Origin of the sequence: Chryseobacterium sp. B21-037, assembly GCF_028570785.1 — a bacterium.
GTDB classification, from domain to species: domain Bacteria; phylum Bacteroidota; class Bacteroidia; order Flavobacteriales; family Weeksellaceae; genus Chryseobacterium; species Chryseobacterium proteolyticum.
Genome location: NZ_JALGCB010000001.1, coordinates 1,715,481 through 1,737,583 on the forward strand (window position 1 = coordinate 1,715,481; position 22,103 = coordinate 1,737,583).

At 36.4% G+C, this 22,103-nt stretch carries 23 protein-coding genes and 1 pseudogene; 13 read left to right on the forward strand and 11 right to left on the reverse strand.

The genetic code is table 11. The features are described 5' to 3' along the window. Positions 1-58: 58 nt before the first annotated feature. From MTQ00_RS07565 to tpx, 3 genes are all read right to left on the reverse strand, one after another. Positions 59-748: an alpha/beta hydrolase gene (locus MTQ00_RS07565; RefSeq protein ID WP_273648321.1), complete on the reverse strand. Its 690-nt coding sequence runs from the start codon at positions 746-748 to the stop codon at positions 59-61. 67 nt (positions 749-815) lie between these two features. Beyond that, positions 816-1,388 (reverse strand): Crp/Fnr family transcriptional regulator, encoded by a 573-nt coding sequence (locus MTQ00_RS07570; RefSeq protein ID WP_273648322.1) that lies wholly within the window; start codon positions 1,386-1,388, stop codon positions 816-818. A gap of 94 nt (positions 1,389-1,482) precedes the next feature. Next, on the reverse strand, positions 1,483-1,980 hold the full coding sequence (tpx, locus tag MTQ00_RS07575; protein ID WP_172278849.1) for a thiol peroxidase: 498 nt from the start codon (positions 1,978-1,980) through the stop codon (positions 1,483-1,485). Positions 1,981-2,149: 169 nt separating this feature from the next. Here tpx and MTQ00_RS07580 point away from each other — a divergent pair, with 169 nt between their 5' ends. Together MTQ00_RS07580 and MTQ00_RS07585 are read left to right on the forward strand one after the other, a co-directional pair. Beyond that, positions 2,150-4,369 carry an NADP-dependent isocitrate dehydrogenase gene (locus tag MTQ00_RS07580; protein WP_273648323.1) on the forward strand — a complete coding sequence of 740 codons (2,220 nt, stop codon included), beginning with the start codon at positions 2,150-2,152 and terminating at the stop codon, positions 4,367-4,369. Then, positions 4,359-5,651, forward strand: coding sequence for a hypothetical protein (locus MTQ00_RS07585; protein ID WP_273648324.1), 1,293 nt, complete (start codon positions 4,359-4,361; stop codon positions 5,649-5,651). Before MTQ00_RS07580 ends, MTQ00_RS07585 begins: the two co-directional genes overlap by 11 nt. Positions 5,652-5,683: 32 nt before the next feature. Here the strand turns inward: MTQ00_RS07585 and MTQ00_RS07590 are convergent, their stop codons facing one another. Further along, positions 5,684-6,022 carry a winged helix-turn-helix transcriptional regulator gene (locus tag MTQ00_RS07590; protein WP_273648325.1) on the reverse strand — a complete coding sequence of 113 codons (339 nt, stop codon included), beginning with the start codon at positions 6,020-6,022 and terminating at the stop codon, positions 5,684-5,686. An 86-nt stretch (positions 6,023-6,108) separates the two neighbouring features. Here MTQ00_RS07590 and MTQ00_RS07595 point away from each other — a divergent pair. The 7 genes and pseudogenes from MTQ00_RS07595 (at position 6,109) to MTQ00_RS07625 (ending at position 11,660) form a co-directional block, all read left to right on the forward strand. Further along, positions 6,109-6,854: pseudogene (locus MTQ00_RS07595) on the forward strand (SDR family oxidoreductase). Positions 6,855-7,018: 164 nt separating this feature from the next. Next, positions 7,019-8,014 (forward strand): heme-binding domain-containing protein, encoded by a 996-nt coding sequence (locus MTQ00_RS07600; protein WP_273648326.1) that lies wholly within the window; start codon positions 7,019-7,021, stop codon positions 8,012-8,014. Next, on the forward strand, positions 8,011-8,457 hold the full coding sequence (locus tag MTQ00_RS07605; RefSeq protein ID WP_273648327.1) for a hypothetical protein: 447 nt from the start codon (positions 8,011-8,013) through the stop codon (positions 8,455-8,457). The genes MTQ00_RS07600 and MTQ00_RS07605 overlap by 4 nt, the downstream gene beginning before the upstream one ends. A gap of 102 nt (positions 8,458-8,559) precedes the next feature. Further along, positions 8,560-9,573 (forward strand): sensor histidine kinase, encoded by a 1,014-nt coding sequence (locus MTQ00_RS07610; protein ID WP_273648328.1) that lies wholly within the window; start codon positions 8,560-8,562, stop codon positions 9,571-9,573. Next, positions 9,554-10,321, forward strand: a complete 768-nt coding sequence (locus tag MTQ00_RS07615; RefSeq protein ID WP_172278866.1) for a LytR/AlgR family response regulator transcription factor — start codon at positions 9,554-9,556, stop codon at positions 10,319-10,321. Before MTQ00_RS07610 ends, MTQ00_RS07615 begins: the two co-directional genes overlap by 20 nt. Positions 10,322-10,438: 117 nt before the next feature. Next, entirely contained in the window at positions 10,439-11,218 is a 780-nt protein-coding gene (locus tag MTQ00_RS07620; RefSeq protein ID WP_273648329.1) for a DUF1223 domain-containing protein, read from the forward strand. Positions 11,219-11,261: 43 nt separating this feature from the next. Continuing rightward, a complete protein-coding gene (locus MTQ00_RS07625) occupies positions 11,262-11,660 on the forward strand; it encodes a DoxX family protein (RefSeq protein ID WP_172278870.1) in 399 nt (132 codons plus the stop codon). 59 nt (positions 11,661-11,719) lie between these two features. On the opposite strand, the gene MTQ00_RS07630 is transcribed toward MTQ00_RS07625, so the two are convergent. From MTQ00_RS07630 to MTQ00_RS07645, 4 genes are all read right to left on the reverse strand, one after another. Next, positions 11,720-12,715 carry an MBL fold metallo-hydrolase gene (locus MTQ00_RS07630; RefSeq protein WP_273648330.1) on the reverse strand — a complete coding sequence of 332 codons (996 nt, stop codon included), beginning with the start codon at positions 12,713-12,715 and terminating at the stop codon, positions 11,720-11,722. Positions 12,716-12,717: 2 nt separating this feature from the next. Continuing rightward, positions 12,718-13,908, reverse strand: coding sequence for an MFS transporter (locus MTQ00_RS07635; protein WP_273648331.1), 1,191 nt, complete (start codon positions 13,906-13,908; stop codon positions 12,718-12,720). A 71-nt stretch (positions 13,909-13,979) separates the two neighbouring features. Further along, positions 13,980-14,981 carry an aldo/keto reductase gene (locus MTQ00_RS07640; RefSeq protein ID WP_273648332.1) on the reverse strand — a complete coding sequence of 334 codons (1,002 nt, stop codon included), beginning with the start codon at positions 14,979-14,981 and terminating at the stop codon, positions 13,980-13,982. Between the two features lie 89 nt (positions 14,982-15,070). Continuing rightward, positions 15,071-15,976, reverse strand: coding sequence for a helix-turn-helix domain-containing protein (locus tag MTQ00_RS07645; RefSeq protein ID WP_172278878.1), 906 nt, complete (start codon positions 15,974-15,976; stop codon positions 15,071-15,073). Positions 15,977-16,429: 453 nt separating this feature from the next. On the opposite strand from MTQ00_RS07645, the gene MTQ00_RS07650 reads away from it, so the two are divergent. Then, on the forward strand, positions 16,430-16,717 hold the full coding sequence (locus tag MTQ00_RS07650) for a GNAT family N-acetyltransferase (RefSeq protein WP_172278880.1): 288 nt from the start codon (positions 16,430-16,432) through the stop codon (positions 16,715-16,717). 2 nt (positions 16,718-16,719) lie between these two features. Here the strand turns inward: MTQ00_RS07650 and MTQ00_RS07655 are convergent, their stop codons facing one another. Beyond that, entirely contained in the window at positions 16,720-17,817 is a 1,098-nt protein-coding gene (locus MTQ00_RS07655; RefSeq protein ID WP_273648333.1) for an MBL fold metallo-hydrolase, read from the reverse strand. Between the two features lie 171 nt (positions 17,818-17,988). Between MTQ00_RS07655 and MTQ00_RS07660 the strand changes: the two genes are divergently transcribed. The 3 genes from MTQ00_RS07660 to MTQ00_RS07670 all read left to right on the forward strand — a co-directional run bounded on the left by MTQ00_RS07660 (position 17,989) and on the right by MTQ00_RS07670 (position 20,946). Further along, the gene (locus MTQ00_RS07660; RefSeq protein ID WP_273648334.1) at positions 17,989-19,485 is read left to right on the forward strand and encodes a S41 family peptidase; all 1,497 of its coding nucleotides are present in this window, start codon (positions 17,989-17,991) and stop codon (positions 19,483-19,485) included. 8 nt (positions 19,486-19,493) lie between these two features. Beyond that, on the forward strand, positions 19,494-20,327 hold the full coding sequence (locus tag MTQ00_RS07665; protein WP_273648335.1) for a helix-turn-helix domain-containing protein: 834 nt from the start codon (positions 19,494-19,496) through the stop codon (positions 20,325-20,327). A 61-nt stretch (positions 20,328-20,388) separates the two neighbouring features. Further along, positions 20,389-20,946 (forward strand): DUF417 family protein, encoded by a 558-nt coding sequence (locus MTQ00_RS07670; RefSeq protein WP_172278888.1) that lies wholly within the window; start codon positions 20,389-20,391, stop codon positions 20,944-20,946. Positions 20,947-20,977: 31 nt separating this feature from the next. Here the strand turns inward: MTQ00_RS07670 and MTQ00_RS07675 are convergent, their stop codons facing one another. Further along, positions 20,978-21,571 (reverse strand): hypothetical protein, encoded by a 594-nt coding sequence (locus MTQ00_RS07675; RefSeq protein WP_273648336.1) that lies wholly within the window; start codon positions 21,569-21,571, stop codon positions 20,978-20,980. 16 nt (positions 21,572-21,587) lie between these two features. Further along, positions 21,588-22,088: an RNA polymerase sigma factor gene (locus MTQ00_RS07680; protein ID WP_273648337.1), complete on the reverse strand. Its 501-nt coding sequence runs from the start codon at positions 22,086-22,088 to the stop codon at positions 21,588-21,590. Positions 22,089-22,103 lie beyond the last annotated feature (15 nt).

Genomic DNA, 22,103 nt, shown 5'->3' on the forward strand with positions numbered 1-22,103 from the left:
GCCTTGTGAAGATACACAGAATCATCACAAGGCGTATAGCTATTTTTACTAAATTGTCTTACAAGGCCGCTGCAGCTTCTAAGATCAATTGTGTTACTTCATTGGGATGAGACGCTAAGGAAGCATGCCCAGCATCTAAAGAAATAATTTTCTTAGGATTCATTCGCTCTGCCATTTCCTTTTCTGTTTCAGCAGGGATCATGCGATCTTTTGATGAAATCTGGTACCAGCTCGGCTTTGTTTTCCATGCCGGTTCACCTGCAGTATCACCAAAACATTGGCTATGAATCGGTTTTTGGGATAATGACATGACCAATGCCTTTTCATCATCAAGATCCTGGCAAAATGCTGATTGGAATTCATCGTATTTGATCCAAAGGAAGCCCTTGCTGTCCGGGTAAATGCTTGCTCCTCCAGGAGACTCTCTTCTTCCTAAAAGCGAGCCCAGACTATCACCGGCATCCGGTGCAAAAGCGGCAATATATACTAAACCTACAACCTTATCGTGATTTCCGGCTCCTGAAATGACAGCCCCTCCGTAAGAGTGACCAACCAGGAGAACTTTCCCATCCTGTGCATCTATCAAATCCTTAGTCTTGTCAATATCATCCTGAAGAGTTGTGAGAGGGTTTTGAACACTTCTTACCTTATATCCTGCTTTCGTAAGTGCAGGGATAACATACTGCCAGTGGGAACCGTCTCCCCACGCTCCGTGTACCAAAATAATGGTTAAATCTTTTTGATCCATAATTGCTATTTTTAAGTTTGACACTAGTAAAACTACGTTCTTAAAAACCAATACACGTTAACTTAAGTTAATTAATAATCCGGGATCTTATACGACTTAGTGACTGTTCCGTTATCCCCAGATAACTTGCGATATGCTTCTGGGCTATTTTCTGAACAAGCATAGGGTTTCTTTTTAAAAGATTCAGGTATCTGTTTTCAGGAGAATAGCATAGTAAATCATCAATTCTCTTTTTTGCATCAAGATAGATCTTTTCGCTCATCATCCTTCCGAACTTTTGCCAGTAAGCTTCCTTCTTATATAGATTTTGAAGATCATCTTTACTTAAAAGTAAGATCTCACAATGTTCTATAGCCTGAATATTCATATTGGAGACCGTATCACAAAGTATACTTTCATAGTCCGTAAAAAATTCATTTTCAAAATAGAAACCGAAGTTGATCTCACGGCCCTGATCATTGATGTAAAAGCTTCTTATCGTTCCGCTTTTAATAAAGCCCAGGTATTTGCATTTTTCTCCTTGTTTAAGAAAAAAATCAGACTTTAAAAGATGTGTATCTTTAAGGAGGGAAAAGAACTCCCCGAAATGTTCTTGGTCAACCTGGAATAGTGTACCATACTTAGTGTAGTTATCGGACATAATTTATTTTTCATTTGTTATTTGTGTATTTTGAATTTAAAAAAGCCTTGTAAAAATAAATCCCACAAGGCTCTTTAAAGAAATAAATTCTTAATTATTTTAATGCTTCAAGAGCAGCATTGTAATTAGGTTCGCTTCCAATTTCAGGAACCTGCTCCGTATACACTACTTTATTATTTTCGTCAGTAACGATCACTGCCCGGCTTAAAAGACCTTTCATAGGAGAATCTGTAATAGTTACCTCATAATCATCACCGAAGCTGCTTCTGAAATCAGATAGTGTTTCTACATTATTCAGACCTTCAGCTGCACAAAATCTGCCTAAGGCAAATGGAAGATCTTTGGAAACATTAATTACTACTGTATTATTTAAATTTGAAGCTTCTTCATTGAATTTTCTGGCAGAAGCCGCACATATTCCTGTATCAATACTAGGAAAAATATTAAATATTTTTTTCTTTCCCTCAAAGTCTGACAGGGTTTTAATATTCAATCCTGAATCCACTAATGCGAAATCCTTAATGGTATTTCCAACAGCTGGTAAATTACCTAATGTATGAACTGCGTTTCCTTTTAACGTTATATTGGACATAATTTATTTTTTACGGTTTTTCAAATTTAGTTAAAAATGCCATTTTTTTCGTTCAAATAAAGGTTAAATAATTCTTAAAGTATAAAAACTTATATAGGATTAATCCAAAAAAATTAAATTTTAACTAAATTTGTGGGAGTTAAAAAATCAAATAATAAATAACAGTATAATGTCAGAAAAATCAAAAATCTACTACACATTAACGGATGAAGCTCCAATGCTGGCTACACACTCGTTTTTACCTATCGTAAAGGCATTTACAAAATCAGCAAATATTGAAATCGCCGTTCCGGATATTTCTTTGGCAGGAAGGATCCTTGCCAACTTCCCGGAGTTCTTAAAAGAAGATCAAAGAATTGGTGATGCTTTGGCTGAATTGGGCCAGATTGCAACAACACCGGATGCTAATATTATCAAGTTACCGAATATTTCCGCTTCTGTACCTCAGCTTGATGGAGCTATTGCAGAACTACAATCCAAAGGCTTTGCGGTTCCAAACTATCCTTCTGAGCCTAAAAATGATGAGGAAAAGGCGATTAAAGCAAAATATGCAAAAGTTTTAGGAAGTGCCGTAAACCCTGTGTTAAGAGAAGGGAATTCTGACAGACGTGCACCAAAAGCTGTTAAAAACTACGCAAAAGCAAACCCTCACAGAATGGGAGACTGGGCTTCTGACAGTAAAACTGATGTTGCCCATATGAATAACGGAGACTTCTATGGTACTGAAACTTCAACAACTCTTGAAAATGCTACAAAATACAAAATCGTTTTCAAAGGAAATGATGGTTCTGAAAAAGTCCTGAAAGATTTTGCAAGCCTTGAAGCAGGAGAAGTTATTGATTCTTCAGTGATGAACCTGAACGCTTTGAAATCTTTTGTACAGGAAGCGATTGAGGAGGCTAAAAACAGAAATGTTCTTCTTTCTGCTCACCTGAAAGCAACTATGATGAAAATCTCTGATCCGATTATTTTCGGGGCTATTGTAGAAACTTTCTTCAAAGATGTATTTACAAAATATGCAGATACTTTCAAATCTTTAGATATCAACCCTAACAACGGTCTTGCTGATCTCTTTGAGAAAATCAAAGGAAATGCTCAGGAAGCTGAAATTAAAGCAGCTATTGAAACGGCTTTGGCAAACGGACCAAGAGTAGCAATGGTAAATTCAGATAAAGGAATTACGAACTTCCATGTTCCTTCGGATATCATCGTTGATGCGTCTATGGCTGCATTAGTAAGAGGTGGAGGTAAAATGTGGAATAAAGAAGGTAAGGAAGAAGATACAGTAGCGATCATTCCGGACCGTTCTTATGCAGGTTTCTATCAGGCAGTAATCGATGATATGAAAGCTCATGGTAAGCTGGATCCTACAACTATGGGCTCTGTTCCGAATGTAGGTTTAATGGCTCAGAAAGCAGAGGAATACGGTTCTCATGACAAAACATTCCAGGCTACTGCTAACGGAACAATTGAAGTTCAGGATGAAGCAGGAAACGTTCTTCTTTCTCAGAAAGTAGAAGAAAATGATATCTTCAGAATGTGTCAGACTAAGGATGCTCCGATCCAGGACTGGGTAAAACTGGCAGTAAACAGATCAAGACTATCCGATACACCGGCTATTTTCTGGTTGGATAAAGGAAGAGCTCACGACAGAGAAATCATCAAAAAAGTAGAAAAATATCTAAAAGATCATGATACTGCAGGATTAGATATCAGAATCCTTGACGTAAAAGATGCCATGACTGAAACTCTTAAAAGAGCAAGGGAAGGTAAAGACACCATTTCGGTTTCAGGAAATGTATTGAGAGATTATCTAACAGACCTTTTCCCAATCCTGGAATTAGGAACTTCAGCAAAAATGCTTTCTATCGTTCCATTAATGAATGGAGGTGGTCTATTTGAAACAGGTGCCGGAGGTTCTGCTCCTAAGCATGTTGAACAGTTTCTTGAAGAAGGTTATTTAAGATGGGATTCTTTAGGAGAATTCTTGGCACTTCAGGCTTCTTTGGAACATTTGGCACAAACTCAAGGAAATACAAAATCTCAGGTGTTGGCTGATGCACTGGATGAAGCTAATGCTAAATTCCTGGCAACCGATAAATCTCCTGCAAGAAAGGTAGGACAGATCGATAACAGAGGTTCTCACTTCTACCTTGCTATGTATTGGGCAGAAGCTTTAGCCAATCAGACCAACGATGCTGAAATTGCTCAGAAGTTCAAGTCTGTTGCTGCAAGCATGCAAGAGAATGAAGCAGTGATCAACCAGGAATTAATTGCAGCTCAGGGTAAACCTCAAAATATTGACGGATATTACAAAACTGATACCTACAAGACCTATGCAGCTATGAGACCAAGTACTGTTTTAAATGAAATTATTGATGGAATTTAGATCTCTAAAAAGTTTTTGGTTTTTATTTTTTGCATTAATATTTACCGTTTCATGCTCTGGTGATTCAGATGAAGTCGTTACACCGCAGCCCGTAGAGGAAAAAATCATTCTAAAAGATGTGATAGTTGTTAATGATACCACTGTCAGATTAGAATGGACCACGACGGGTAAAAATACGTATCAGAGTTTTCAGTTTTTAAGAAGCAATTCCGAAAACGGAACTCCTGAATATCTGAATCAGGAAAATGGAACTACATTTGTAAAATTAGATGCCAATGTTCCCTATTCTTCATATGTAGGTTACCAGATAATCGGGTATACTGCTAATGGTGAACCAGTAAAAAGTAACCTCGTTTCTTATAAAAGGCCTACCATTAAACCATTACTTAATATCAGACCTGTAGACGCTCTGTTTGATGCTGATAACGGAAGCATGTTTATATTGGGTTCTACTGGTAATATTATGAAGTATGATGTAACAACTGGTACAATTACAAAGGAAATATCTACCGGAGCAACTTTAGGTTATTCATTTTTAGGTTCTTATAATGGCCAGAAAGAATTATATGTCCCGAGAAATGATGGTTGGGTATATATCTACAATCCTAGTGATTTATCGTTAAAAGATCAAATAAACTTTGGAAGCGAATTAAAAAGTGTTGTTTTAGCAGACAATAAATTATATGGAACAACTGGAGCTATTTCTAATGTTTCTTTAAAATGTTTTGACAGAACCACAAAACAATTGATATCAGAGAATGGAAGCTATCAATTTGGTAGAATAAAAAAGATTGCTAATACAAGCTCTAGTTTCTTTTTTATTACGACAAATGTAAGTCCTACCAATCTTATTCGCTTTAATTATAATGCTGACGGAACATTCGTTAATAAATTTGAAGATACCTATCACGGTGATTATCCTTTAAATCCTAGAATATTTGAATCCCTTCCTACCGGAAATGGTTTCTTAACAGCTATGGAAGGAGTTATCTATAATTCTAATCTGGTTTATATAGGTCAATTGCCACGTGGCAACTCAGGACTATCAAGCTATGATTTTGATGCGAGTAACATCATTGCAGGAACCGATAAGAAAAGTATTGAGTTTTATAACCTGACAAGTTATGCAAAAGTAAACTCAATAAGTACCGAAAGATATCCTTTTAAAGTATTTAATTACGGGAATAAGGTTGTTTCCTTAAGCTCAATAAATGCGATTAATATCAACTCTGGTTATTCAGATCCACCTGAAAATGTTATTGTAGAAGTATTTAATAAATAGTAAAAATCCTCTCACTTGAGAGGATTTTTTATTTAGTTGTGCTTATCTACGATTACCTTCCGGTGCTCCCTCCCCCAGTTGATCATTTCCGTGATGATCTTCCCGAAAGTACAACAATACTCCGTGGGTATATATTCTATTAAAACCGGAGTATCGGGATATACATTTCTGGTCACCAGTTTATTCATCTCCATATCTTTTAACTCTTTTGAAAGCATTCTTGTTGTAATACCTGGAATACTGCGTTCAATCTCACGGAAACGCCTGTTACCATTGCAAATTGAATTGATAACCGGAATACGCCATTTACCACCTATAAAGTACAAGGTATCCTGCAACGCTCTGAGTTCTTCGGTCTGATCTCTTTCCATTTTAAAATATTTATTTTGATATACTCTGTGATACTGATTACAAAAGTATATCATTTTCACTATAACTTTGTCAAAAATTTTAAGAAATGAATAAATTTAACAACAAACTGGCAGTAGTGACCGGTGGAAATAGTGGGATCGGATATGCCACAGCAAAGGAATTAATAGCTGAAGGAGCAAAAGTAATTATTACCGGCAGAAGGAAAGACGCCATTGAAAAAGCAGCTGAAGAACTGGGGGCAATTCCATTCGTTGCAGATCAGGGCAAACTGGAAGATATTGATCTGTTGAAAAAGAGATTGAAGAAAAACACGGGAAAGTTGACATTTTATTTATCAATGCAGGAATTACGGGCACATTGACCTCTATTGAGAATATGGATGCCGATAATTTTGATAATGTAATGAATATCAACTTCAGAGGAGCTTATTTCACGTTGAGTAAGTTTACTCCTATTTTACATGATGGTGCTTCTGTGGTATTCTTATCATCAAATGTTGCAACAACCTATAAACCTAACAGCTCCGTTTATCAGGCAAGTAAGGCAGCCCTCAATTCTATTGCGAAAACAGCTGCCGCTGAATTAGCACCAAGAAAGATCAGGGTCAATATGGTAAGTCCGGGTCCTACAAAAACTGAAATTATGACCAAAGCCGGTCTCGATGACGAAACACTAAAAGGCATTAATGAGTGGCTCATCGATGCTATCCCATTAAAGAAAATGGGAACTGCTGAAGATGTTGCAAAACTTGTTGTTTATTTATCCGATTCGCATGTAGCAAGCTTTATGACAGGTACTGAAATTCTCGTTGACGGAGGAATGATTTTATAGTTAAACACTCTCCATATCATATACCGGAAGAACTTCCGGTATTTTTTGTTTTATATTCTGGGGCATAAATTCTACTTCACCCCCTAAATTGTCCGGTTCACCTTTTTTTAGGTTTCATTTCCTTTGCCAGCAATCTATTTTTGGATCATAAAAATAAAACGATTATGGATTCAGTAAAGAAAAAGAGAACAACAAAACCCATTGCTATATTATTTATAGCTATTGTGGGAGTCTTTGCAGGATTACAGCTTTTCAATTCTCCTATTGAAGGTAAACCTGTAACCGGCACCATTGAAGCACCGCACGAGGTGATTGCCGTTCTGGAAAGATCATGCTTCAACTGCCATTCTAATGAACAAAAACTAAGCTGGTATGATCAGCTTGCTCCCATATCATGGGGTGTAAAAAAGGATGTTGAAAGAGCAAGGGAAGTCATGAATTTTTCTGAATGGTCAAAGGTTTCACCAGGTGAACACAAAGGCAGAATGTATTCCATATTGAATATGATGCAAGCCGGAAAAATGCCTCTTCACGAATATACCTTACTGCATGCATCTGCAAAAGTTTCTGCAAAGGATATTGAAGTTATCAGAAAATACACACTATCTCTTTCAGGAAAAAGTCCTTCACCGGCAAACACAAAAGAGGTAAAACCCCTTCAACAAGATATAAAAACAGCTTCTGTAAGCCATTCTGGTTTTCCGGTTTCACCAAATGGAGTAAAATATACACCGGAGTTTAAAAACTGGAAAGTAATCAGTATGAGTACATTATTTGATAATTCCATCCGCGTTATCTATGGAAACAGCATTGCCGTAAAAGCAGTTGAAACAGACAATTTCCATCCATGGCCGGACGGCAGCATCGTCGTAAAAGCAGTATGGAAACAGACAGAAGCTCCTGATGGAGAAATCAGACCTGGCGAATTTGTTAATGCCCAGTTTATGGTAAAAGATTCAAAAAAATACACCGATACCGAAGGCTGGGGTTTCGCCAAATTCTCGGGTAAAGATCTTCATCCTACCGGAAATACGGCATCATTTGCCAGAGAATCATGTATTGCCTGTCATCGTCAGCTGGCAGAGCCTACAGGATATTTATTCGACGTACCGATGAAAGTAAACACCAAAAATCTAATCGAAAAACTACAGACAAAATGAATAAAATAATTATAGCCATGATAGGAAGTTTTCTTTTTTTAATTTCATGCAAAACTGAAAATTCCAAGGACAAGGAGCATGTTCGTCTCGTGTTTGATGCCGGTGGGCTACAGTTCATTGCCTCATCCTTAAATACGAAAAAAGAGACGATGTCCGCCCTATACGGAAACAGCCAGGCCCTTCAATCTTTATCCAATAAAAATGATAAGCCGCTGCCCGGAACAAAAATGAAACTTGTCACCTGGAAATATCATGAAAACCCGCAATATACCGGAGGTACTATCACTGGTGAGCTGGTGAGCGTAGAAACTGTTGAAAACGGTATAAAAGGATCAGTCTCTTACCGTAAAGAGCTGGATAACGAAAAGGAACCCGGCATCTTTCAGACTAAAGAACAAAGAATACAGTATATGATGGGCTATCAACCGGTCGTTATGCCGTAAAAATAATGCAATCTGAGATTCGCCAGCAGTCTCAGATTGTATTTATTTAATAGTTATCATTAAAAAATATTAATTTCACATTTTTAAATCCAATTCTTCTTAATGCAACAAGAAAAAATAAAAATATCACAGGCTGTTATCTGGATAAGCTCTATTGTTTTGGGAGTGCTTTCCTCGGTTCCTCAGCTTGCTTCCCATGATTTTAATCTCATGGAAGCTGTGGTTAATGCAGCCATTACTTCAGCATTTGCAGTTGTTATGTGGTACCTCAACATTTTTTTACTCAATCGTAATACAAAGAAACGTCAGGGAATCTCATACTCCCGGCTTTTGGTTGTCCTTGCCCTGGGAATGGTTGTAATGTTTGGCCTGGCCTGGATCCAGCAGCTTATTTTATCCCATATTAATTTCGGACCTGTTATGCTTATGGTGGAAGTAAGAGGAATCCTTATCAACCTTGTTTTCTATATGTTTTTAAATCTTGTACAGCATAATTACGCCGGCCAGCAGGTTCATCTGGAATTAGAAAAAGTAAAAAGCGATAATTTAGGTGCTCAATACGAATTATTAAAACAACAGGTAAATCCCCATTTTCTTTTCAACAGTTTAAATACGCTTAAATCCATGGTGGAAACGCATGATGAGGAAACCATTGATTTCATTATCAAGCTTTCTGACTTTTATCGTTTCACCCTGGAAAGCAGAAAACTTGACCTTATCACCGTTGAAGAAGAAATGAAAATACTTAATTCTTACCTTTTCCTGCAAAAAGCCAGGTTTGGTAACGGATTTACCTTTACGGATACTCTCGGTAAAGATACGCTCAAAACCCTTATTCCTCCGTTTACCCTGCAATTACTGGTGGAAAACTGTATTAAACACAATATTGTTTCCCAGAGTAAACCTCTTCATATCAGCATCTATGATGCTGATCAAAAGATCATTATTGAAAATCCTATCCAGCGGAAATTGGTTCCGGAAGATTCATTAGGAGTTGGCCTGAATAACGTCAATATGCGTTACAAACATCTTCTGGACCAGGAAATCGACATTTTAGATAACAATCAAATTTTCCAAATAAAACTACCATTTATCCATGAATATCATCATCATTGAAGACGAGTTCAGAGCCGCAAAATCCTTACAGAATTTAATTAAAGAACTAAAACCGGAATCTGTTATATCCGGAGTTTATGACAGCATAGAATCCAGTGTGGCAGCTTTGCAGAACAATACAAAGCCCGACCTGATCTTTATGGACATCCACCTTTCTGATGGGTTATCATTTGAAATTTTTAAGCAGGCAGATATTACCTGCCCCGTGGTCTTTTGTACTGCCTTTGACCAATATATGCTGGACGCTTTCAAAAGTAAAGGAGTAGATTACGTTTTAAAACCTTTTTCACGTGAAGATATTGCAGAGGCATTACGAAAAGTGGACGAGCTCAAAAAGTTTTTCCAGAAAACAGAAATCCCGGAACTGGAAGCACTTTTACAAAAAATAGCCCAGCCACAAACTGCTACCAAAAGTAGTTTCCTGGTCTTTAAAAATCAAAAATACACCACTATTCTTACCGAAAACATAGCCTATTTCTACATTCACAACGAAATGACCCATCTGGTTACTTTTGATAAACAACAATTTTCACTTTCACAATCGTTGGGACAGGTCGCTGAGCAGGTTTCTCCAAAACAATTTTTCAGGGTGAACAGGCAGTATATTGTGAATTTCAGCGCTATTAAAGAAATGGAGCATTATTTCCAACGTAAAATCTATGTAAAGTTAGTTATCGACACTCCGGAAAAGCTTCTTATCAATAAAGAAAAAACGCATAGTTTCTTTTCCTGGCTGGAAGATCGTTAACAGCTAATTTCTTAAATCTATATTTTTCAGGGTTCACCTTTCGATTTGTCTGGTTGAGCCCTTTTTTCATTTTTTAGCTTCCCACAGGTATCTACTTTTGAATAAAAATTAAAAGAAATGATATCTAAAAAACTTTTCATAGTAGGAGCATTTGTAGCTTTACTATTTACTGTTTCTGCCTTTATGCAGAAAGATAAACCACATGAAAGCTTTAAAAAAATTGCATCAGGTAAAAGCAATGGCTTTGCGGTCCTTGAACTCTTTACTTCTGAAGGATGTTCAAGCTGCCCTCCGGCAGATGCCCTGATGGGAGAAATTAAAGAGAACAACAAAGATCAGCCTGTCTATATTCTGGCGTATCATGTGGATTACTGGAACCGTCTAGGATGGAAAGACAGATTCAGCAGCATTGAAAATTCAGAGCGCCAACAGCAATACAGCAGAATACTGGATTCCCAGGTATACACCCCACAGCTCGTTGTCAACGGAAAACAACAATTTGTAGGATCAGACAGGGAAGCCGTGGAAAACTCCATTATCAATGCTGTAAGCCACACAGCAAGCAGTTCTATAGACCTTAAAGCTGAATCCGATTCTAAGCAGATCAATATTCACTATAAGGTATCAGGAAATGATTCTCATAGTAAACTCTTACTTACATTGGTACAGAAAAAAGCATCAACTAACGTTGCAAAAGGTGAAAATGAAGGACGACACCTGAATCACTGGCAAATTGTTCACAAGCAAATTCAGATTCCATTACAAAATAATTCTGAAGGTGTTTCTACTTTTTCAATACCTGAAAACTTCAATATCACAGACTGGGAAATTATAGGATTTGTTCAAAATACAAAAACCGGCCAGATCTCAGGTGCATCAAAAGCTACATTTCAATAACATACACATTAAACAATACATAACAATTTAAAACAATAAAAAAATGAAAACAAAAACAACAAAAATCATCTATTGGTCAGGCGCTATCTTTATGTCATTATGGTTTGGAGCAAGTGGCTTCTTTGAATTGACTAAAAATCCTGTAGTATGGGATATTACCCAGCAGCTAGGATACCCTCCTCACTTTATTTATATCCTTGGTGTTTTTAAACTTGCAGGAGTTACCGTACTTTTAATTCCAAACAAATTACTGAGATTAAAAGAATGGGTATTCGCCGGAATGTTTTTCGACATTATTTTCGCATTCTTTTCCAAAATTGCCGTTCTAGGATTTCCTTCTACGATCGATGCGATCATAGCATTTTCAGTCCTTTCCGTTACATATCTTATGTTCAGAAAAATGTACAGTCCGGAATTGATCTTTGATGAACCCGGATTTTAATTCAAAGTTCTCCTTAATAAGAAAATCCTACTGTTCTCAGTAGGATTTTCTTATTCTTTTTAGCTCATAAAAACCTCAGGAACCCATTCAAATGCATTCCCTTTCTTTTTAGTAAACCCTAAACCGGGCCATGGTAAATGGTACGCAAAAGCTCTGGATCTCGTTTCCGCCAGTTGTTCAAGTATTTTTTTCCTTGAAGCAATGGCTATATCGAGGTCCGTATCACCAAAGTATCCCCATTCAGGATGCGGAAATAAAATGACATCCGAGTGCATTAAATCTGCAATATATAGAAGTTGTTCATTACCTGAGGTAATCGTAACCAAAGTAAGACCTGGTGTATGTCCTGGAGCTAACTGAAAACTGAATTGATTATACAGCATCTTTTCAAGATCATAAAATTTTAATTGAGGTTGTATCACTTTAAGAATATTCTGAATGCCAGGAATAATCTGATTAAGAAATTCGGGTTGATCCTTTAGTGCGCTGTTAGCAAAATCCTTGATTGTTGCTTTCATCCAGAAATCATATTCAACTTTTGAAATAAATAACCGGGCATTTGGAAAAACCAATTGATTCTGCTTATCCACTACTCCACCTATATGATCAGGATGAGCGTGAGAAAGAAATACATCTGTAATATCAGAAGGTAAAAAACCAGCCTTTTTAAGGCTTTTCAATAAAAATCCGGTCCTGCTATCGGCAAAAATTCCCATCCCGGTATCCAGTAGAATCAATCTGTCTTTTGTTTTAACCAACAGTACATTCATTGCCATGTCGATCGAATTTTCCGGACGGAAATTATCTTTGAGTATTGCTTTCAATTCAGATATATTTCCACGTGGAGCAAAGGAATTAAGATTTTCCTCATGGATTAATCCATCTGTAAGAATAAATAAGTCCAGATCGTCCAATTTTATTTTTTTCACTCCGGAAAGATCATCTTCTGCGCTTATACTGAAGGAATTTTTCTCCCGCGCCAACGAGCTGGAAAAAGGAATTATACTAAAAGCTCCTGCTAAAATTCCATTTTTTAAAAGTTCTCTTCTATTCATGATTAAATGTGTGCTTTTCTGATTTTGATCATACTTAAAATAAAAAGCCCCAAAATACCCAGCACAAAGTAACCTTCTGCTACCTGCAGCTGGAACTGAGGTTTTATAAGACTTGCAATACCATAGCTTATGGCTGAAGTAATGATAAATGCCACTCCTCCGGTTAATCCTCCGGCAATACCTGCCGAACTTGGAAATCGTCCGATACAATAAGAAAAATAGTTATTGAAAATAAATCCGGCTGTCACATGAATTGCAAAAGCAAAAGCAACAAGGCTGTACAGATTACTTACATAGTAAGAAAAAATGAACATTAAAATAATTAAAATCAACTGAATAAAATTAGCATATCGGATCTTAGGCAGAAAGGCCTTGTTGATTAACGCTTTTCCCAAAAACCCACCTGTCATCCAGGCCAATCCCAAAATCAGAGAAACATATCCCGCAGTAACTTCAGAATATCCCATTTTATGCTCGATAATAAAGGCTCCGCATAGATTAAAGAATATTACCATCGCATAACTAAGCCCACACATCAGCATCCCATAGAAAAAATCTTTGGTTTTAAACATGGAATTATACTCTTGGATCAGGAAACTGATGCGAAAAGGATTCCGTACCTTTAAAGTCTCCCCCGAAAATACCAGTTCTAAAATAAGAAGCAGTAAACTGTATCCCGCCAGAACGTAGAAATTGGATTGCCATCCGAAACTCTTTTGGAGATAACCTCCGATGAACGGAGCGATGATAGGCCCTACAGACCATACGATCGTCATGATACTTAAATAATGTTTTCGCTGTTCTCCTTCGTACACGTCTACAAAAAAGGCCCGCTTGGAAACGACGGCAAAACCGGATAACATACCGTGGAGGACACGCATCGCATAGATTACCATAATATTTTTAGTCGTTGCCGTAATTAAAAAAGTGATCACAAAAAAGGCCAGTGAAAAAATGGACACCGGATAACGCCCAAACGAATCTACAACACTACCGGCAAAGAACTGCGTTATTCCATAGCTGATTAAAAATATAGAAAGTGTAAGCTGGATACTGCTTTCAGGTAAATGAAGTTCTGTTGCCATGCTGGGCATAGAAGGTAAATAAATATCCGTTGCCAGACCAGACATCGGAATTACTGCAAAAGCCAGCACAGTAGCTATCAATTGATTCTTTTCTTTAAGAGTTCTCATTCCTCTTTTTATTTTTCTTTCAAAAAAAATCTGGATTTCCGAATAATCAGAAATCCAAACTTAAAATTTATTTAATTATTAACCAGTTTCATCGAACCTTCATTATATCTCTCTCCCACATTTGGATATTTCTTCAGAATCGTATCAATAGTATCAAGTTCAGATTGTGAAAGTTCTACATCAATCGCTCCGATATTTTCTTCGAGATATTTAATACGCTTGGTTCCTGGGATAGGAATAATATCATCCCCTTGATTAAGTACCCAGGCCAAAGCCAGCTGGGTTCCTTTGATTCCTTTGGAGCTTGCCAGTTCATTAAATTCCTGAACCAGCTTTCTGTTGTTCTCAAGACTTTCTTCCTGGTAACGTGGTAAAGACCTTCTGAAATCATCTTCTCCAAAATTCTGTACCTCATTAATGTTAGCAAAGAGCCCTCTTGCCAGTGGAGAATAAGGAACTAAGGCAATCCCCAGCTCTCTTATGGTTGGCAAAATTTCTTTTTCTACATCTTTTGTTAAAATGGAGTATTCCGATTGTAACGCAGTAATGGGATGAATTTTATTTGCCTTTTTGATAGATTCTGCTGAAGCCTCAGACAAACCTATATATTTTAATTTTCCGGCCTTTACAAGTTCAGCCATGGCTCCCACTGTTTCTTCAACGGGCACATTCGGATCTACCCTGTGTGCATAATAAAGATCTATCGTATCGATTTTTAATCGTTGTAGACTTAAATCTACAGCCTGTCTGATCCATTCCGGCGAACCATCAAAATAAGTCCCGGGAGCACCACTATGGCTAGCTTTACCGTCCTTAAACCTGAATCCGAATTTTGTGGCAATGAATATTTTATCCCTGTTCGGAACAAGCACTTTGGAAATTAGTTTTTCATTTTCTCCGTTAGCATACATGTCTGCAGTATCCCAGAAATTAACTCCAAGATCCAATGCTTTGTGTAATGTATCAATGCTTTCCTTTTCATCTGCAGGTCCGTAAGCAAAGCTCATTCCCATACATCCCAAACCTATTGCAGATAGCTGCTCTCCTGTGTTTCCTAATTTTCTAAATTTCATGATTTTTTTGTGGTTTTAAATTACTGAAACAAAATTACAACAACATCAATGATGATTGCATATAGAATTCAAACTAAGAATTATAAAATTCAAACTAAGTTACTTCGCAGTGCATTGGGAGTTCTTCCTGTTTGTTTTTTAAAATAATTAGTAAAATAAGCAGGTTCCTCAAATCCTAACCCGTAAGCAATTTCAGAAATATTCCAATCCGTATGCTTCAGCAAAGCATTGGCCTCCTGAATAATCCTGGAAGTGATCTGTTGTGTGGTTGTTTTACCTGTAATCTCCTTTACGGAGCGATTAAGGGAGTTCACATGTACGGAAAGACTCTCCGCATAATCATTAGGGGTTCTTAGTTTTAAATAGGATTCGGGACTATCGATAGGAAACTGCCTCTCTAATAATTCCATGAACAAGGATGCCACTCTTTGTGAAGCATTCTGATGATACTCAAAGTTTTCGGCAGGGTTCATCTTCATGGTTTCATGGATTAAAAGATGTAAATAGCTTCGAAGCATATCATATTTATGAATATAATCAGAATCAATTTCTGTCATCATTTTTACAAATAAGTCAGAAACTGTTTTTTGCTGTTCTTCATTAACAAAGAAAACAGGTGTTCCCCCTATTTTAAAAAGCGGTGAATCCTGGAGGTTTCCCAAACGGCTTCCATTTTGAAGAAACTCATCGGTAAACAGACAAAACCACCCTGTCTGGTTATCATCATCAGCTTCCCAGGAATATGGTATTACCGGATTAGAGAACAGCAGCGCAGGCCTATCCACACGGATCCATTTATTCGCATAGTGAAGTTTTCCTTTCCCGATAATCAGGGATACTTTATAAAAATCCCTTCTGCTGTAAGGAGTAACCAATGCACAATTATCCCGTGAAAAGACATTAAAATGTCCCAGTCCGGAATTAGAAAGGCAGGAAGGATAAACCCTTACCTGCGTACGGTTATAAAATTCCTGTAATGACTCTGATGATTCCATAAGACAAAGTTATAAAATTCAAACAAAAACAAAATAACTTCCTTCTTATTCTTGCGACACAAAAAATGACTGATCTTACGAACAGCCATCAAGAAAAATTTGAATATATAGTGAAATGTGATTAATACGGTGTTCATGTCATTTCAATTAAAATGCCAAAGCAAAAGAAATCATTTATTAATATTTGTTAAAGGATCATAAGCAACTGAGAATGTAACGAATAAATTTGCCGGTGGAATGCAGGTTATGAAATCCGTTATAGAAAGAATAAGTAGGATTACTGATCATTATGTTCAAATACCAACTATTGCCTGGCTTAATTGAAAAGAATATAAATAACGATTAACTTCTTATAAATTGGTGAATTATATGATTATAATTTGTAATTTTAAAGAAGAGATCTGATTTTCAGGCTCTCAAGATCATTTATTACTCAATCTAATTTCAATACTTATGGAAAATATAAAATTTGAAATATCTCCATATCAGGATGAATTGCAGATATTAATTGACGACAAGAAGGCTGGCTATATGTCCATAGCAATTGATGGCAGACAATTAATTGTATATTATACAAAGCTTAATGAAGAACTCGAAGGACACGGATATGCCAAGATGCTTTTAGATGAACTGGTACGGTACGCAGAGGAAAAGGACCTGCTGATAGATCCTGAATGTGATTTTGTAAGACAACAGTTTGAAAATCACCCGAAACGATATAACGACATCTGGCACGCCTGATATCAATCCTCCCACCAGGCTTTGAACTGATGATCCTGCTCATCCAGGCTAACTGTTTCACCGATCATAGGAGTAAGAATACGTAGATTTTTTTCCTTACCTAAACTTGTTATTTTTTGCAATGGCTCATTCCATGGATGTAGGGCTAAAGCAAATTTCGAAGAGTGAACAGGAATAATATTCCTTGCATTAACATCTATACTCGCCTGTATAACATCTTCAGGAAGTGCATGAATGTATTTCCATGCTTCATTGTACTGGCCGTTTTCCATGATTGCATAATCGAAAGGACCATATTGATCACCGATCATTTTAAAGTGGGTATCATAACCGCTATCCCCTCCTAAAAATATCTTTTTAGTAGGAGTTTCCAAAACGTAAGAAGTCCACAATGTTCCGTTCCTCTTTATTTTTCTTCCTGAAAAATGTCTTGCCGGAGTAAAAGTAATTTTAATATTATTCTTTAAATATGCCATTCCTCCCCATTCTTCTTCAATAAGCATATTTTCTTGATAACCCCATTTTTCAAAATGTGCTCCGACTCCCAATGGCAAAATAACACTTCCTACCCTATCTTTTATCTTTTTGACAGTAGGATAATCCAAATGATCAAAGTGATCATGGGTAATAACAAGATAATCAAGTTCCGGGATATCCTCGGGTTTGAAAATATCAGACCCTGGAAAAGCTTTGTTAAAAAATTTAAATGGAGAGCCATACATACTCAAAACAGGATCTATCAGAAAGGATACTCCATCTGTCTGAATGAAATAAGATGAATGCCCTAACCAGACGAATACATCCTGGTCTTTTGGGATCTCTTTTAAAATGGTATGAACTGATGGTATATTTTTCAGTGGCTTTAAAAGCGGATCTTTTTTAGCCACAAAAAAATCATACAGAACCTTTGGCATGCTATAGCCTTCAGCAATTGATGGTGTATAACTAAGGTTTTGAAACTGTTTATCTTTATAAAGCTTTGAATGCTTCATTCTCTCCAGTCTTTTTCCAGCAGGTTCGGCACCAAAAACTTCCCGGCTTGTTATTATGTAGTATGCTAATATAAGCAGGATGGCAATCGCAATAAATAAATACATCATTTGATAAATAAAGTTCAAATGTATTAACTTTTACTGTGAATTGGTAGGCCGGCCTAATAAATAACTCATTTATTTAACGCAATATTATAGTTCACACTTAAAAAATTATTAGTATTTTAATATCAGGATGATTTTAAACGCCTAAATTTGTAGGTTTTAAACACAAAAATTTTGAAAATTACATTTATTTTATTTGGACTTATTTTTCTGTGGTCCTGTTCTTCTCTCACCAATAGCGAGCGGCAGGAAGGGACACTTATTGAGCCTGAGCAGCTCAAAAAAGATGTGGATTATGCATATACTAAATTAAAAGAAATGCATCCTCAGCTCTACAGATATATTACAAGAAAAGATCTGGATTTTAAAATCGACAGCATTAAGCAAACTATCAACGAACCTCTTACTCCAACACAGTTTTATTTCAAATTGCAACCCGTTATTACAAGCATCAGAGAAGGGCATCTCTCACTGATGATTCCTTTTGAAAAATTAAAGCGTGAATATGGAGGAAGAAAATTATTTACGTACTTCAAATATTACATCAAGGATGACCATCTTTATATCGTCGCGAATAAAGATTCCATTCAGAATATAAAACCAGGCACCGAAATACTGAGTATCAATAATATTCCGATATCTTTCTATATCAGCAAATACAGAAAGCTGATCAGCAGTGATGGCAGAAATACGACATTTACACCCTATTACCTGAAAGATATGTTTTTTGTTTTTTTCAGCATGGAAAACGGCTTTTTGGAACAGGTGAAAATTGAAACCTTGTATAACAATAAAAAACAAACTTTCATTATCGAACGGGATAAGCAAAGCGAAGCAGAAAAGGCTAAATCTCAAACCCAGGCTAACGGAAGCTTTCATTGTCCTATGAACAGAAATTTCAAATTTCTTGATGAGAACAATTCAATTGCATACATCAATATAAAAAAATTCTCAAACAATAAATCTGACAGGTTTTATAAAAATACATTCGAAAGAATTAAAGAAGCTAAATCAGACTATCTGATATTAGACATCCGGAATAATTACGGAGGTTCTTTACAGGAAATTAATAATCTTTATTCCTATCTTGTTTCAGAACCATTCACTTTAATAAAACCTTCGAGGCTCAATTCAGGCTATACCCCATTAAAAACAAATTATTTCAAAAAGAGCAGCCCTTTGGAATATGCATTAAAAGGAATTACCTATCCAACATACTTTTTCCTTAAAACCCTTCATACTTATAAAGGCAACGACGGCAAATTCTATTATAAGATAAAAGCAGACAATGTAACAAAACCCAATAAAAATGCTTTTCATGGAAAAATTTTTGTACTGGTTAATGGCGGAAGTTATTCTGCATCTTCCATTATCAGCTCAAAACTCAAGTTTGATAAGGTAGCAACCCTCGTCGGAGAGGAAACAGGCGGGGCAAATGACGGAACCGTAGCCGGATTTTATTCTTATCAGGTCCTTCCTAACTCCAAACTTACACTGCCTATCGGCTTACTGCTGGTAAATCCGAATATAACACTCACCAACTCTCAGAGAGGGGTGATCCCGGATGTAACGATCACAGAAACTTTACTGGATATCATCAACAAAAATGATGTACAGCTTGCGTGGGTAAAAAAGGAGATTGAAAAAGAGAAAGCCAGAAAGATTAAATAGATCTTCAGATGAAAAATGCATTTTTTTCCGTTCAAAAAAGAGATTCGGAATATTATAAAAATATCACCAGCGATTCTTTTTATCACATCTTCCTGTTGGAAGGAGTGGGAAAAATCATTGTAGATTTCGTGGAATATGATTTTGAGGGAAACATTGTCCTTTTTTCTTCCCCTTTCCAGAATATCCGGATCGTCACTGAGACCGTTCTTAAGATTGATGATCTCAGCTTCCACAGTGATTTTTATTGCATAGAATTTCATAAGAAAGAAGTAGCCTGTAACGGATTGCTTTTTAACAATATTTACCTCTTTCCTTATTTCAAACTGACTGCAGAGGTCTTTGAAGAAATTTCAGGCTATTTTTCTAAAATCCGGAAAGTAGATCCTGAGGAGGATTTTTCACAGGCCGTTTTACAATCTTATCTGCAGTTAATCCTGGCAATTTGCAGTAAAGAAAAAAATAAAATATTCCCGGACAAGGATCTGATAAAGGATGATTTCAAAGAGTTAAAATCTTTCCAGGATTTGGTAGAAATTCATTTCCTTACGGAAAAAAATCTATCGTTTTACGCCGATCTTTTACATATCACTCCCAACACGTTAAGCAAAAAGATCAAATCCCGATTTAATAAAACACCTTCTCAGATTATTCAGGAAAGAGTTATCCTGGAGTCTAAAAAACAAATTCACCTGACCCGGAAATCCATGAAAGAAATTGCAGCAGAACTTAACTTCAGTGATGAATTTTATTTCAGTAAATATTTTAAAAAACATACCGGCGTTTCCCCTACTCATTTCAGGAAAGAAGCAGGAATTTCCATCGTTGCAGATTTGTACAAATAACGTCCACAATTCTCCATTTTATAGGTTAGACATTCAATCTAATTTTGTCAAAAAAAATAATATGATTGAATTCTTAGCACACTCACAGAAAAACTTCATCCATATTCTAAGGGTTAGTGTTTTTATCGTTATGGCCTGGATCGGAGGACTAAAAGCATTTCATTATGAAGCGGAAGGTATTATTCCTTTCGTAGCCAATTCTCCTTTTATGAGTTTCTTCCTTAATACGAAATCTTCAGATGCAGATAACTACAAATTCCATAAAAATAAAGAAGGAGAGTGGATTCCAGCCAATGTAAAATGGCATGAAGCAAATGGTACCTACGTGTTTTCCTATGCATTGGGAAGTTTCATTGTTGGCATTGGAATTCTTGTTGTATTGGGTATATTCTATCCAAAGATTGGTTTATTATCCGGGATTTTAACCGCGGGAATGTCAATAGTAACGCTTTCATTTCTGATTACAACTCCCGAAACATGGGTTCCGGATCTCGGAGGGCCTGATCATGGTTTTCCTTTCCTCTCAGGAGCCGGCAGACTGGTGATCAAAGATATGATCATGTTGGGTGCCGGATTGGTAATAGCTTCTGACTCAGCAAAAAGTATTTTAAGCAGATAAATTTTCGGCGGGCATTCTGCCCGCCGAAAATTTATCCCTGAAATTCTATCACAAGATTTTCTATTGTTACAATATACTTACCATAAAACTTTTGAAACCAATACTTCCCAAGTAAATACAAAGAAAACAATCCAAACAATACAGAAACTATAAGAATGCCGGCAATCTTAAGATCACTTAACGGTTGTGGTCTTGGAATAAATTCAAGCACAATAATAATTTCACATACCAGAAAAGGGATAAAACTGAGATAAAATGAAAGGTAATATTGTTTATTGAGCTCAAATTGATGAAGCAGGTCCTTTAATCCATCGTAAGTTTTCATTTGCGGATTACTTATGTCCTTGTAAAGCTTAAAAAATTTACTGAAAAAGAAAAATGTAACTATGGCCATAGAAGCCAAAAGTATCGTGAGATAAAACTTAAATTTAAAAGGAGCACCACATAACCAGACAATGGCAAATCCAAAAATAAAAATCCCAATTGTGGAGAAGAATTCCTTTCTCATATTTTTACGCATCCTTTCCAAAGGAAGGCTAATCTTGTTTTTATTTTCAATACTGATTTCCGGTGTTTCCTCAAAAACATCATCATTCCAGGTATTTTTCAATTCATCTATATTCATTGTTATTGATTTAAAATTAGTACTTATTTGTGTTTAAGATATCTTTTAACTTATTTTTGGCGCGGTTCATTTTCACCCTTACATTACCTTCTGAAATTCCCATTTGTTCAGCGATTTCACGTCCGGGAAAATCTTCCAGATAATAAAATATAAAAGCCTTATCAATAGGATTCAATTGATGGATAGCCTGATACATAGCCGTCAGCTTTTCCTCTTTTTCGTGGTCATATTCCTCCTGTTCGATTTTGTAATGGGCAAAATCATCATTTCCTATAAAGCTTCTTTTCTTTTCGGATTTTAGAAAGATAATGGCCGTATTCAGGGCTATTCTGTACAACCAGGTTGAAAATTCACTTTGCCCTTTAAATCCTGGATATGCTCTCCAAACCTGATAGGTAATTTCCTGAAAGAGATCATCGCGGTCGTCTTTATCATCCATGTACATTTTAGAAATCTTAAAAATGATTCCTTTATGCTTTTCGATTCTTTCTAAAAATTCTTTTTCTAGTATGCTCATGGTTCCTGGCTCTAT

Excerpts from the sequence above, each read along its gene's own strand:
- MTQ00_RS07615 (WP_172278866.1), top strand. The coding sequence starts at position 9,554 with ATGAATATCATCATCATTGAAGACGAGTTCAGAGCCGCAAAATCCTTA.
- MTQ00_RS07585 (WP_273648324.1), top strand. The coding sequence starts at position 4,359 with ATGGAATTTAGATCTCTAAAAAGTTTTTGGTTTTTATTTTTTGCATTA.
- MTQ00_RS07650 (WP_172278880.1), top strand. The coding sequence starts at position 16,430 with ATGGAAAATATAAAATTTGAAATATCTCCATATCAGGATGAATTGCAG.
- MTQ00_RS07640 (WP_273648332.1), bottom strand. The coding sequence starts at position 14,981 with ATGAAATTTAGAAAATTAGGAAACACAGGAGAGCAGCTATCTGCAATA.
- MTQ00_RS07670 (WP_172278888.1), top strand. The coding sequence starts at position 20,389 with ATGATTGAATTCTTAGCACACTCACAGAAAAACTTCATCCATATTCTA.
- MTQ00_RS07635 (WP_273648331.1), bottom strand. The coding sequence starts at position 13,908 with ATGAGAACTCTTAAAGAAAAGAATCAATTGATAGCTACTGTGCTGGCT.
- MTQ00_RS07565 (WP_273648321.1), bottom strand. The coding sequence starts at position 748 with ATGGATCAAAAAGATTTAACCATTATTTTGGTACACGGAGCGTGGGGA.
- MTQ00_RS07655 (WP_273648333.1), bottom strand. The coding sequence starts at position 17,817 with ATGATGTATTTATTTATTGCGATTGCCATCCTGCTTATATTAGCATAC.
- MTQ00_RS07605 (WP_273648327.1), top strand. The coding sequence starts at position 8,011 with ATGAATAAAATAATTATAGCCATGATAGGAAGTTTTCTTTTTTTAATT.
- MTQ00_RS07590 (WP_273648325.1), bottom strand. The coding sequence starts at position 6,022 with ATGGAAAGAGATCAGACCGAAGAACTCAGAGCGTTGCAGGATACCTTG.
- tpx (WP_172278849.1), bottom strand. The coding sequence starts at position 1,980 with ATGTCCAATATAACGTTAAAAGGAAACGCAGTTCATACATTAGGTAAT.
- MTQ00_RS07580 (WP_273648323.1), top strand. The coding sequence starts at position 2,150 with ATGTCAGAAAAATCAAAAATCTACTACACATTAACGGATGAAGCTCCA.
- MTQ00_RS07665 (WP_273648335.1), top strand. The coding sequence starts at position 19,494 with ATGAAAAATGCATTTTTTTCCGTTCAAAAAAGAGATTCGGAATATTAT.
- MTQ00_RS07625 (WP_172278870.1), top strand. The coding sequence starts at position 11,262 with ATGAAAACAAAAACAACAAAAATCATCTATTGGTCAGGCGCTATCTTT.
- MTQ00_RS07630 (WP_273648330.1), bottom strand. The coding sequence starts at position 12,715 with ATGAATAGAAGAGAACTTTTAAAAAATGGAATTTTAGCAGGAGCTTTT.
- MTQ00_RS07600 (WP_273648326.1), top strand. The coding sequence starts at position 7,019 with ATGGATTCAGTAAAGAAAAAGAGAACAACAAAACCCATTGCTATATTA.
- MTQ00_RS07610 (WP_273648328.1), top strand. The coding sequence starts at position 8,560 with ATGCAACAAGAAAAAATAAAAATATCACAGGCTGTTATCTGGATAAGC.
- MTQ00_RS07680 (WP_273648337.1), bottom strand. The coding sequence starts at position 22,088 with ATGAGCATACTAGAAAAAGAATTTTTAGAAAGAATCGAAAAGCATAAA.
- MTQ00_RS07620 (WP_273648329.1), top strand. The coding sequence starts at position 10,439 with ATGATATCTAAAAAACTTTTCATAGTAGGAGCATTTGTAGCTTTACTA.
- MTQ00_RS07675 (WP_273648336.1), bottom strand. The coding sequence starts at position 21,571 with ATGAATATAGATGAATTGAAAAATACCTGGAATGATGATGTTTTTGAG.
- MTQ00_RS07570 (WP_273648322.1), bottom strand. The coding sequence starts at position 1,388 with ATGTCCGATAACTACACTAAGTATGGTACACTATTCCAGGTTGACCAA.
- MTQ00_RS07645 (WP_172278878.1), bottom strand. The coding sequence starts at position 15,976 with ATGGAATCATCAGAGTCATTACAGGAATTTTATAACCGTACGCAGGTA.